A 9,808-nucleotide genomic window follows, 5' to 3' on the forward strand; every position below is an offset into this window, starting at 1 on the left:
CACTAGGACTGTTTACCCGAATCATCGGGAAAATCAGCGCATTTACAGTCTTGCAATATATTAATTATGTAAACAACAGACCGGTTGGCAGGGTTAAGTATGCGCTAAATTAATTCCGCCAACGGGTAAAGATAGAAATATGGCAGATAATATAGAACATCAAGATAAAGGAGAACTGGTCGCAAATTGTGACCAGTTCAATAGTTTGAAGCACTCAACAGTTCGCTCATATGCTTTTACAGAACAGGGAGTAGCAATGCTCTCTACTGTTCTCAGAAGTGAAACGGTTATTCGTATAAGCATACGTATTATGGATGCATTTGTTGCAATAAGACGTTTCATGGTGACAAATGCAGAAGCTTTCCAACGTCTTTCAACAATGGAGTACCATCAATTGGAAATGCAGCAACACTTGCAAGAATCCGACAAGCGTATAGAAGACCGCTTCCTTTGTATAGACGATGATGTATATCACATAGGTGCATCCATTAAGGACTTAGGCAAAAAGTGGTTTGGTTTCTCCAAAATGGAGATACTTACACCAGACGAATTGGTGGAAAGAATCAACAGGGGATAAGAAAAAATCAGAGTTTCTATTGAATATGGAAGAACTTTTCAGATATTATTTGAGTAATATTATTATTCTTCGTATCGGTACAGGCTTACGTTATCTATGGCTACGCTTTTTAGGCATCGCAAGATTTCTTACCGAACCCTTTATGAAGGTAGTAAATCGAAAAAAACAACAGAATTATCTAATTTTGAAAATGAAATGTCAAATCGGGCATGGGGATGTGGCTTTATTCTTTTTGTGATATTCTTAATTATATTTTTACGCAGATTTTTATAATAAACATACAGAAAAAATGATTATGCAACAGACATTATTTATCGTAATACTTGCCGTTGTTATTGTTTTCGCTTTGGCGTACAGATGGAAGAAAAAGGCTGAGAACAAAATGGGCAATGATTTGAACGATCTCATAGATGCTGATGATTGGCGTGGTGTGTGCCGTATTCTAAGCAAGCAACTGATTATATGGGGAGTCTTGCTTGTGCTGTGTATAGCGTTGTTGATTGCTCGAATAATGAGCGGCAGCCAATTCTACACTCCCATAATTGTTTGCGCTTTCTTGGCATGGAGATTCTTTAAGTTGGTTCATATCTATCGAATTTCATATCAAAAAATGAAAACGATAGAACAAGAAAACCAAGAGCCACAGCAAATGCCTATTGAAGAGTTGCTTTATGGTTGCAAAATTACCCAAATAGACAATAAACTTGATAAGATAAAACAGTTGTGGTTGGATGCTTACGAGCGGGGAAAGATGAATGGCTTTTGCCCTATATTATTGGAAATAGATGATTGCTTTTATGACAGTCTTGACGAAAAGTCTGAGTGGTTCGATAAGGCAAAGTTTAGTGTATGGAAATCAAGCGTATTAAGCTCTAATCCTGTTGATGGCCAAACATTCCTTTGCAACCGCTTTGAAGCGGTAAAAGAAGATTGGAATGATGAAGAAGATTGGAATGTTAAAGTAGTCGGAAATGATGAAAACCTCCCACCTATAGATGATTTCGGTATTAGTGATGAAAGCCATGTTTATCTTGTGGAAGTTCCCGTAAAAGAACCTTGGAAAGTTTTCGCTTATATTCCAATGGGTGAATGGAATGAGTGTCCTACTGCAGAGGAGCACATGGCTGTAGCAAAATACTGGTACGAGAAATATGGAGCGGTAGTAGCCCATATCTCAAATGATATGATACAATATTATTTGCCAAAGCCTGTGACAGGTGACACGATGCCTCTTGCAGAGGAGCACATGGGGTATTGTGACGATACCATTTTCCAAGGAGAAAATCTTACATCGCTTGCAGCTGAACTAAAAAAATCGACAGTATGGTGTTTTTGGTGGGATTAGGTAAACTTATAAAACGCATTTGGAAGAAGAAAACATACAGATGGTTGTCATATGCCATTTGTATAATTACATTCTCCACGTTATATGATTATATTCACAGTATTATTACACATACCATCATTTGTATCCCAATGTGGATATGGGGTATTATTCCAGTAGTAACAATCCTCATATTCTTTGCTAAATTTGGGATTAAGAAAAAATCTATATTTCTTCAAGTTGTATTGGGATGTTGCTTTGGAATAGTGGTTACTGGTGTTTTGTGTGTCTTGTTCTATACAACAAATTATTGGTTCACCAGTTCCCATACGTACCATCTTGACGCATACGTTGTTGGTAAGAGATATATTCAAAAACGTGGTGGTTATCGTAGTTGGGGACTTTCAAAATACTACGTGAACTTGAAATTTATAGACAACCAAGAAACATTTCGTCTGGATGATTCAAAAGTTTTCAAAAAAATCAATCAAGGTGATTCTGTATGTGTCACTTTTGTTAAAGGTCTTTATGGTATAAACATTATCAAGGATATATCTCCTAAAAACAAATAATTAATGCAATATAAAACAGCCATAGAAAAAGAAGCAGACAATGGAGAAAAGATTTTTAAGGATTTTAATAATTTTATAAATATGAAGATTAAAACATTATTTAAGACAATTTTTTGCACAGGATTAGTTTTAACTCTTGTTTTGTATCTATGCCATTTATACGGCAACTATATAGAAAAAACACAGGAGCCTATTACTGGTTATACATATAATGGATTTAAGGAAAAAAGTAACTATAAGAGTTCAAATACAATTCTTATAACCTATAAATCAAAACAATATGCATTACATACGGGAGATCGAATTTTGGACAAGATAAAGTCAGGGTATTTTCCTAAATTATACTATTCTTCAAAAACTGATTATCTTTTTTTTGAAGGAGATTATTTGCCTGTCGGTTATGCCCAAGCAGCTTTAATTTTCACGTTCATCTTTTCTGGTATCGGAACTTTAATCTGGAGGAAACAACTTGATGATGATATTAGTAAAATGTAAAAGTATCCAAGGACTATATTGTTTATTGAAGCGGAATCTCTCCTAATCCGCTTTTCAATAAAGTATTTGTCTTGTGCTATAAAAACTCAACAGCACAATTATTAATTGCAGTTCGACCTCCATATTTTCATTCGATTGTTCAAAGTATTGCATATGTCCTTACCCCCTCATTGTCAGATTCTGCACGAGGATGCTTTCTATTGCTCCTGATACAGACACATTAAATTTCATCATACGTTGGGTTAGACATGAAGCATTTTCCATCTTACGCATCAAAGGTACTGTACAATAATCAATGGCTATGTAGTTGTTAGAATATATACTAATTAGGCGAAATTGCTCCACATCTTTAAAATAGATTGTTCGATATGTTCTCTTGCGCTGTTCGTAAATGTCAAGCCTATCGTCATGGATTATCAAAAATGGTATATGAATAGTTATGTTATACAAAGTCATCATAAACATAAGCATTCCGCCACAACCAAAAAACACCATGCTTCCTATACCGCCAAATACTTTTGTAGGCCATGAGGTATTAGCATCATGGAGTATGAAATATCCACCTGCAGCAAAAGCAAAACAACTAACAGTCAGAAGAATATTCTTCCAAAGGCTATGGTATATTCGTATCTCTTTTATATTTTTATCGTTTTGTTTCATCTTTTTATATCGCTTTATTGTGATTACATAAAGTACATTATTGAAGCAACAAAGTTTGTACTTTCTTACTATAATAACGAGTGTAAAATAGAATTATTGCAATGCTTGCAATAAAAAGTAGCCAAATTAAACAGAAAGTATATTTTGCATTGAAGCGGAATCCCTCCTAATCCGCCTTTCCAGATACAGCCTTTGTCTTGCGCCCAACAAACGTAGGACAATGGCTTTTCCTTTGTGGGCAGCAGCCATCGGCATCATCTCCTGTTACGCTTCGCTTCATCTGCACCTTTTTGGGTGAAAACAACCTGAATCAGAAGAAGAACTTCTCGAACACCGTACCGACGGCACCGATTCCTTCGAAACGCTCTATATCGGCTGCGAGAAGTTCCCACAGCACGATTTATATCCAATTGCTATTGGTGGAGTAAGGAAATAGCTAATTTTTGCAGAAAATAAAAAGAAATTCTGTATCTTTGTCGCAATAAAAATAAAAATAAAAAGAAGTATGAAAAAGATAGTTTTTATTCTACTCATTTTTTGTAGTTTTCTTGTAGTATGGGGATGCAATAAGAATAAAACGAAATGTGTTCCACAGAAAGAAGCAACTTCTGATTCTTCTATGAGAAGTAATGACGACACTCTAAGCCTTATGATAGAGCATGAGGTTGACGATGTTGATTATGGCGTGATTATAAAACGTGGCGACAAGACCATTCATCGCTTCGGATACAAATATCCTGAAGATGATGATCTTGTACCAAATGAAGAACGTATTGATAGTTGTCTGTTGACTGACTTGAATTTTGACGGTATAAAAGAAGATGTGCTGTTTTATTTGGGTAGCTTTGGTGCTTCTGGCACTGAACATTTTGATGCATATGTTTGGAATCCTAATACTGAGCATTATGACAAAATTGAAGAATTCAAAGATATTCCAAACCCCAAAATCAGCGACAAATACAAGTGTATTCTTTCAAGTGTGTATGTTTCTTCCGCAGAGAACGAATATGCAAAATATGTATGCACCAATGGACATCTCATTAAGGTTGCCGAATTGAGACAATATTGGAAAGGGAACATTTATCCAGAGCGAGACAGGGCTGTTTATGAAGAGCATTTTATTAAAGCTAATGTTTGGAAGAGAAACTTGAAACTAAATCAAATTAGCGATTTCTGGAAACCGGTCGTACCGTTTTGATTATATCCAATTGGAGTTGGTGGGGTCATATAAAAATAAAAGGAATTATGGGCAAATATTGCTTTCCATAATTCCTTTCTAATATTTTTTCTTTTTAATGAGTTGTAGATATTACCTTTTTCCCAGACAAATCATATATCTGTTCTTCCTTTTGTGGACTTATTGTAATGTTATTGACTCCTGTTGTCGGGAAATCATCCGTTTAAGGGGTAAATACCGTACAACGAGTGAAACGATTAATAAAAGTACAATCATCGCAATAATACTATTGATTTTACGTTCTTTTCAAAGAAAGGGGTTGTGTGATAGTGGCTTAAAGGCTAAAAGCACTACCTTTGCATACAATAATAAAAAATAACGCAATGAAATGATCAAAATATTTAAAGACAATGAAAAGAATTATCGATAGTACATTAGTAATACTTTCTTTGATGTTGATCTTCGGTTGCAAGGAAAGTAAGGTGGGGCAAGGAAACCCTACCAAAGACAGCATGTCTATTGACACCGATAGTGTGATTTCGGGCAAGGTCTTTACCAAGCAAGATATTGCATCGGAAGATACGCTTAACGCTGTTATAAGAACACAATCTCCCAAGTCCAAGGATTTCGATTTTGAAGTATTTATTATGCGAGGGGAGAAAACTGTACAAATTATACCTTTCTCTTATCCAAAGGACGATACCTTTGACCCAAATGGTGGCCGGAAGGATAGCTGTCTGATGGCTGATGTGACGTTTGATGGCAATAAAGATCTGTTGGTATATTTGGGACAATTCGGAAATCAAGGTGTGGAATATTGGGATGCTTATGTCTGGAATGAAGTCAAGCAGAAGTTCTTGTTTGTTCCATCATTCCATGATATTCCCAATCCTACGCTTAACGAAAAAGAAAAGATTATTGAATCTTTCAGCCGTGGTTCTGCCGTTGATTATGAGTTCGGAAAATGGAAGTTCGAGAAAGGAGTGTTTGTACAAAAAGAACTTCTGTCACACCCTCCGAGAGAGAGTGAATAGTGTTATTCTCCGTTCATCACCACTTCATGGCCTCCTTGGGAAGCAACAACTTCGTGCTTTCTCTAAAGGTATGGATTCAAAAAACAGACGCAACAAGTGAATCGAGCAGGAAGAAAACTGCTTCGTTTTCCTCCTACTCGATTGCTCGGCATGAGCTTATCTAATGGGTGCAAGTCCCTAATAAGCCTGGTGTGGGAGGTCGGTAAATGTGAAAATAGGCAGCAACTGCCTTTTATGATTAGCATTTACCTCCTACCCGATTCGAAGCGAAGAATGCGCTTGTACCAGATGGTCGTTATCTATTATTTCTGATTAATTTTCTTTTTAATTTCATTCACCTCTTTAAATAGGCTATTAGCAATGCTATCTTTAATTGCTGCCATCTGTATCATTTCGTTATGATAGCGAATTGAGTCCTCGTAAATATTTACATGAGTTCTCACTTTCTCAATAACTTCTTTATTTGGGCATACAGAAAAGTTCTTTTCGATGTATCGAACATTGGGGTCGTTAGATGGAAGAACCATCTTCAAAGCACGATATTTCAAGTCTGCCTCCTCCCAATCTTGGTGCTCTCGCCATTGTGTGAGGTTGCCCCAAATAGAGATGATAAGAGATAGAGCCAAGCCCCCGATGAAAAGAAGAACATACTTTGAAGTTGGTTCTAAGCGATGGGTTATAATTTTCTTCTGAGGAACATTTTTCATCACTTCAAGTTTGTCCTGCAATGCTTTCGAGGAAACATTGTTCTCTTGTCTCATCTGCTTGACTGCATCAACCAAGAACTTGCTTCGCTGTTCATTTTTACCAAGTTCCGCTTTGATTAGGTCGGCAAAAATGCCTATGGCATCTCTTAATTTGGATATTTTACCAATGGCTTCCTCTTCTTTACCAAACATTGCAATGATTGAGTTCTCCAATCTGGTTGTGTCATTACTTGCAGGAACAGTTTCCGCTCCTGCGTTCTTTGGTGAAGCAGAAAGTTCATCGACTTTCTGCTCCAATCTCTCAACTGTGCCATAGATGGCTTCCAACATTTCTTCTTTCATAGTTCTGGTGTTGTTTGAATGGTTTGTAACTTGCATCAAAGGCTAAAGCCTCTTCTGCGTTTCCTCTTTTTCTTCTTGGTGGATTCATCCTTTGGGAATGACTCATAAGTTTGGGCATTAGACGGAGCGAACAAGCCGATGGAAGAAATACCGTCCCAAGGGTCCTGGCTGCTCTCCGATATGGATGGCACCTGCTCATTCTTGCGACAGCCCTGCTCATATTGCTGAGCAGAGCTGGCTCTTGCTGATAAAAGGTTCTCCGTTCCCTCAAATCTCGCATTCAGCTTGCCAAAGCTATAGCCTCGGCTAATCTGCGTACCCTTGAAGCTATATCCATCCTTGCTGAAACGGATGCCTTGTACCTTGGTTCGCTCCTTGTCCTTATAGACAAACTCTAAGTGAACACCTCGTTTTGCAAGTTCATTCTTGAACTTTTGCCAATTTTCTACGACTTTCAAGGCATCCTTGACAGCATTGTGAATCTCATATTTGGCTCGCTCAGCATTGCGTAACTTGCGAGTGTTAGTCTTGCTCTTGTCAGTTCCATAAGTCAATCCATACCTGGATTTTAGAGCCTTGGTCACCTGCTCATTACGCCTGTAATCATTCCTGTCTGATAAGAGTTTGCTCTCATTGTTGATGCGGTTATACACGATATGACAATGTGGATTGTCCGTGTTGTGATGCCTTACGATGATGAATTGAGTATCGGTGATGCACATCATCTGCATATATTCAAGGGCAATCTTAGTCATAAACTCATCCGTCAAACGTGGCTTGTCCTCTGGTTTGAAGCTCAATGCAATGTGTCCCACAGGCTTCTTAATCCTTGGATTTAGCTGCCTCTGCAGCTCGAAACTTTGCGTTATCTCGGCATTCGTGCCGAGTAACACACCATCCGAGGCGATGATTTTCGCCTCGTCCTTGCCTGTAACATAGCGGATGCAACCAGCAAATGAGCTGCCCTTCTTTAGCTTGCCTATCATGTAGCATCCTCCTTTCTGTCTATTCCGCATGGCTTCGATTTTGGACTTGCTTGGCGATACTCGCCAAGGATTGCTTTCAATCTTCTCAACAAGTCCACCACATACACATGGGTTTCCTGGAACCCTCTCTGATGCGACAGCTTGGTAAGTTGGTTGAGGTTGTTCGCCATGCCAATGAGGTGCTTGGCGATGGCTACCGTCTCTGCGTTGTGTCCGCTGACCACCTTGCCGTTCAAGGCGGACTCACGAATGTACTCCGCCAATTTGCGGTTGGCTTTTCTCGCCCTCAGTCTCAAAGCCTCGTAGCTTGGCTTCGAGAACTTCACCGTGACAGACTTCGACAGCTTGCGAACCCTGCCCGTAGGCGGTCTTCCGCCCTTTTTCCTATTCTGTTCCTGTATGTTTGTCATTCGATATACTGTTTACAGTTGGTACACTCACTTTCTGCGACCGTTGGGAGCAAAATTCCTCCGCCCTCATGGTGGAGCGAGGAGTTTTGGGGTTCCCAAAACATAACCTCGCTCCCTCTCAGAACACGTTAGTTGGAACTACAGCCTTTCAGCTATCCACGTCCAAGGTCGCAGACCTTAATTCTCACAATTTGCGCCAAGCCTCGAAGTCCTCTTCATAAAGGCTTAGGTGGTGGCGCACGATGTTCTCGATGATGCCCGATACGCTCATGCGTCTCCCTCCGAGGATACGGACGATACGATCAAGACGGTCTCGTACATCGGAACTGACGAAGACTGGCTTGCGGTCGTCAATCCTTGGAACTTGGAGGAAGGTCTGCTGATACTCCTCTAATGTCGCCTTGCGCTGCTTGCCGCTGATGCGCTTCTGCGGATTCGGTGGCGATTGAACCTCGTTCGTCAGCTCGTCCTCCATACAGGAGGTTGTTGCAGCCACATTCTCTGTCACAACTTCTAAATCGGAGTTCTCCACCTCTTCAAAGAAAGAGCTATGTTCTTGGGCATAGTCTTTACCATAAGTGGATGATTGAAGCGAAGCCACCACCTCCTGTGTCATTTTCTCCTGCTGTTCAGGAGACATTTTCGTTTCTTTTGTTCTTGCCATAGCTTATGCTGTTTTATTTGTTAGTATAGTGGTCACGGTTTGCACCATTGACCGATTGTCGGGTGCAAAGTAAGTGTACTGAGTGCAGCCATGCAACTGATTGGGTGTAACGTGGCAATTTAGTTGTGGCTTGCTTATTTGCATACCGAGATAGTTGTGAGAACTTCAACGTATTTCTCAACTCATCATTGTTCATGTATTCGTTGCAGTCGTGCAAGTTTTTCTTGTTGTTTTTGGCGTTGAAGTCGGCAAACCCCGGCAACATACTGCCACAGAAATTGAAAACGCTTGTTTTTAGATTGCCGTGCCTTATCTTTGCACTCACAAACGTGGAGCACAGCATATGCGTGGAGCTTTGCGACATATAACATAGTATTAACTTAGAAAAAAGAAAAGTATGGGATTCATCGTATTCGAGGAAGAGGCATTCAACTATCTTGATGCCCAGTTGGAGAACTTCGTGAAGCGCATGGACAGAATCCGTAAGCGCAGTGAGGACAAGACCATGAACAAGTGGCTCGACACGCAGGACGTGTGTCAGACGCTCAACATCTGCCCACGGACAGTACAGACGCTTCGGGACAACGGAACTTTGGCTTATACGCAAATCAGCCACAAGACCTACTACAAGCCGGAGAACGTGATGGCTATCGTAGCAGTAGTGGAGGACAGGAAAAAGGACATGCGTTTTCGCAAGCGCACAGGTTAGGCTGTCAATATACAACAGCCACTTTATCCAATGCAGCAAGTAAACCGAGTAACGTAAGTATCAACAATAAAACGAGACAACTATGAGCAATGAAGTAATGACAAGAAACAGCGAGTGGATGAACCACATCGTGAACCACCTCAACCGAATG

13 protein-coding genes and 1 pseudogene are annotated in these 9,808 nt (G+C 39.7%); 8 read left to right on the forward strand and 6 right to left on the reverse strand.

The window, feature by feature from the left end; all coding sequences use genetic code 11:
• The 5 genes and pseudogenes from EXN75_RS16370 to EXN75_RS16390 form a co-directional block, all read left to right on the forward strand.
• Positions 1-113: pseudogene (locus tag EXN75_RS16370) on the forward strand (IS982 family transposase); the annotation flags it as partial.
• Positions 114-139: 26 nt separating this feature from the next.
• The gene (locus EXN75_RS16375) at positions 140-577 is read left to right on the forward strand and encodes an ORF6N domain-containing protein (protein ID WP_118141872.1); all 438 of its coding nucleotides are present in this window, start codon (positions 140-142) and stop codon (positions 575-577) included.
• A gap of 295 nt (positions 578-872) precedes the next feature.
• Positions 873-1,922, forward strand: a complete 1,050-nt coding sequence (locus EXN75_RS16380; protein ID WP_167639566.1) for a DUF4253 domain-containing protein — start codon at positions 873-875, stop codon at positions 1,920-1,922.
• The gene (locus EXN75_RS16385; RefSeq protein WP_134844630.1) at positions 1,901-2,473 is read left to right on the forward strand and encodes a hypothetical protein; all 573 of its coding nucleotides are present in this window, start codon (positions 1,901-1,903) and stop codon (positions 2,471-2,473) included. The genes EXN75_RS16380 and EXN75_RS16385 overlap by 22 nt, the downstream gene beginning before the upstream one ends.
• 3 nt (positions 2,474-2,476) lie before the next feature.
• The gene (locus EXN75_RS16390) at positions 2,477-2,968 is read left to right on the forward strand and encodes a hypothetical protein (RefSeq protein WP_134844631.1); all 492 of its coding nucleotides are present in this window, start codon (positions 2,477-2,479) and stop codon (positions 2,966-2,968) included.
• 159 nt (positions 2,969-3,127) lie between these two features.
• Here the strand turns inward: EXN75_RS16390 and EXN75_RS16395 are convergent, their stop codons facing one another.
• A complete protein-coding gene (locus EXN75_RS16395; RefSeq protein WP_246031454.1) occupies positions 3,128-3,628 on the reverse strand; it encodes an STM3941 family protein in 501 nt (166 codons plus the stop codon).
• Between the two features lie 505 nt (positions 3,629-4,133).
• Here EXN75_RS16395 and EXN75_RS16400 point away from each other — a divergent pair.
• Positions 4,134-4,826, forward strand: a complete 693-nt coding sequence (locus tag EXN75_RS16400) for an XAC2610-related protein (protein WP_134844632.1) — start codon at positions 4,134-4,136, stop codon at positions 4,824-4,826.
• 389 nt (positions 4,827-5,215) lie between these two features.
• On the forward strand, positions 5,216-5,839 hold the full coding sequence (locus EXN75_RS16405) for an XAC2610-related protein (RefSeq protein ID WP_118192582.1): 624 nt from the start codon (positions 5,216-5,218) through the stop codon (positions 5,837-5,839).
• A 302-nt stretch (positions 5,840-6,141) separates the two neighbouring features.
• On the opposite strand, the gene EXN75_RS16410 is transcribed toward EXN75_RS16405, so the two are convergent.
• The 5 genes from EXN75_RS16410 to EXN75_RS16430 form a co-directional block, all read right to left on the reverse strand.
• Positions 6,142-6,888, reverse strand: coding sequence for a hypothetical protein (locus EXN75_RS16410; RefSeq protein WP_134844633.1), 747 nt, complete (start codon positions 6,886-6,888; stop codon positions 6,142-6,144).
• A 35-nt stretch (positions 6,889-6,923) separates the two neighbouring features.
• A complete protein-coding gene (locus EXN75_RS16415) occupies positions 6,924-7,874 on the reverse strand; it encodes a relaxase/mobilization nuclease domain-containing protein (RefSeq protein WP_134844634.1) in 951 nt (316 codons plus the stop codon).
• Positions 7,871-8,284, reverse strand: a complete 414-nt coding sequence (locus tag EXN75_RS16420) for a plasmid mobilization protein (RefSeq protein WP_134844635.1) — start codon at positions 8,282-8,284, stop codon at positions 7,871-7,873. The genes EXN75_RS16415 and EXN75_RS16420 overlap by 4 nt, the downstream gene beginning before the upstream one ends.
• Positions 8,285-8,468: 184 nt before the next feature.
• On the reverse strand, positions 8,469-8,948 hold the full coding sequence (locus tag EXN75_RS16425) for a DUF3408 domain-containing protein (RefSeq protein ID WP_134844636.1): 480 nt from the start codon (positions 8,946-8,948) through the stop codon (positions 8,469-8,471).
• A gap of 13 nt (positions 8,949-8,961) precedes the next feature.
• Positions 8,962-9,273 (reverse strand): hypothetical protein, encoded by a 312-nt coding sequence (locus tag EXN75_RS16430; protein ID WP_227035370.1) that lies wholly within the window; start codon positions 9,271-9,273, stop codon positions 8,962-8,964.
• Positions 9,274-9,345: 72 nt separating this feature from the next.
• Between EXN75_RS16430 and EXN75_RS16435 the strand changes: the two genes are divergently transcribed.
• Positions 9,346-9,657 carry a helix-turn-helix domain-containing protein gene (locus tag EXN75_RS16435; protein ID WP_134844637.1) on the forward strand — a complete coding sequence of 104 codons (312 nt, stop codon included), beginning with the start codon at positions 9,346-9,348 and terminating at the stop codon, positions 9,655-9,657.
• Positions 9,658-9,808: the final 151 nt, after the last annotated feature.

The sequence above is a fragment of the Segatella hominis genome (assembly GCF_004535825.1).
Classification (GTDB): Bacteria; Bacteroidota; Bacteroidia; order Bacteroidales; family Bacteroidaceae; genus Prevotella; species Prevotella hominis.

Excerpts from the sequence above, each read along its gene's own strand:
- EXN75_RS16375 (WP_118141872.1), top strand. The coding sequence starts at position 140 with ATGGCAGATAATATAGAACATCAAGATAAAGGAGAACTGGTCGCAAAT.
- EXN75_RS16380 (WP_167639566.1), top strand. The coding sequence starts at position 873 with ATGCAACAGACATTATTTATCGTAATACTTGCCGTTGTTATTGTTTTC.
- EXN75_RS16385 (WP_134844630.1), top strand. The coding sequence starts at position 1,901 with ATGGTGTTTTTGGTGGGATTAGGTAAACTTATAAAACGCATTTGGAAG.
- EXN75_RS16390 (WP_134844631.1), top strand. The coding sequence starts at position 2,477 with ATGCAATATAAAACAGCCATAGAAAAAGAAGCAGACAATGGAGAAAAG.
- EXN75_RS16395 (WP_246031454.1), bottom strand. The coding sequence starts at position 3,628 with ATGAAACAAAACGATAAAAATATAAAAGAGATACGAATATACCATAGC.
- EXN75_RS16400 (WP_134844632.1), top strand. The coding sequence starts at position 4,134 with ATGAAAAAGATAGTTTTTATTCTACTCATTTTTTGTAGTTTTCTTGTA.
- EXN75_RS16405 (WP_118192582.1), top strand. The coding sequence starts at position 5,216 with ATGAAAAGAATTATCGATAGTACATTAGTAATACTTTCTTTGATGTTG.
- EXN75_RS16410 (WP_134844633.1), bottom strand. The coding sequence starts at position 6,888 with ATGAAAGAAGAAATGTTGGAAGCCATCTATGGCACAGTTGAGAGATTG.
- EXN75_RS16415 (WP_134844634.1), bottom strand. The coding sequence starts at position 7,874 with ATGATAGGCAAGCTAAAGAAGGGCAGCTCATTTGCTGGTTGCATCCGC.
- EXN75_RS16420 (WP_134844635.1), bottom strand. The coding sequence starts at position 8,284 with ATGACAAACATACAGGAACAGAATAGGAAAAAGGGCGGAAGACCGCCT.
- EXN75_RS16425 (WP_134844636.1), bottom strand. The coding sequence starts at position 8,948 with ATGGCAAGAACAAAAGAAACGAAAATGTCTCCTGAACAGCAGGAGAAA.
- EXN75_RS16435 (WP_134844637.1), top strand. The coding sequence starts at position 9,346 with ATGGGATTCATCGTATTCGAGGAAGAGGCATTCAACTATCTTGATGCC.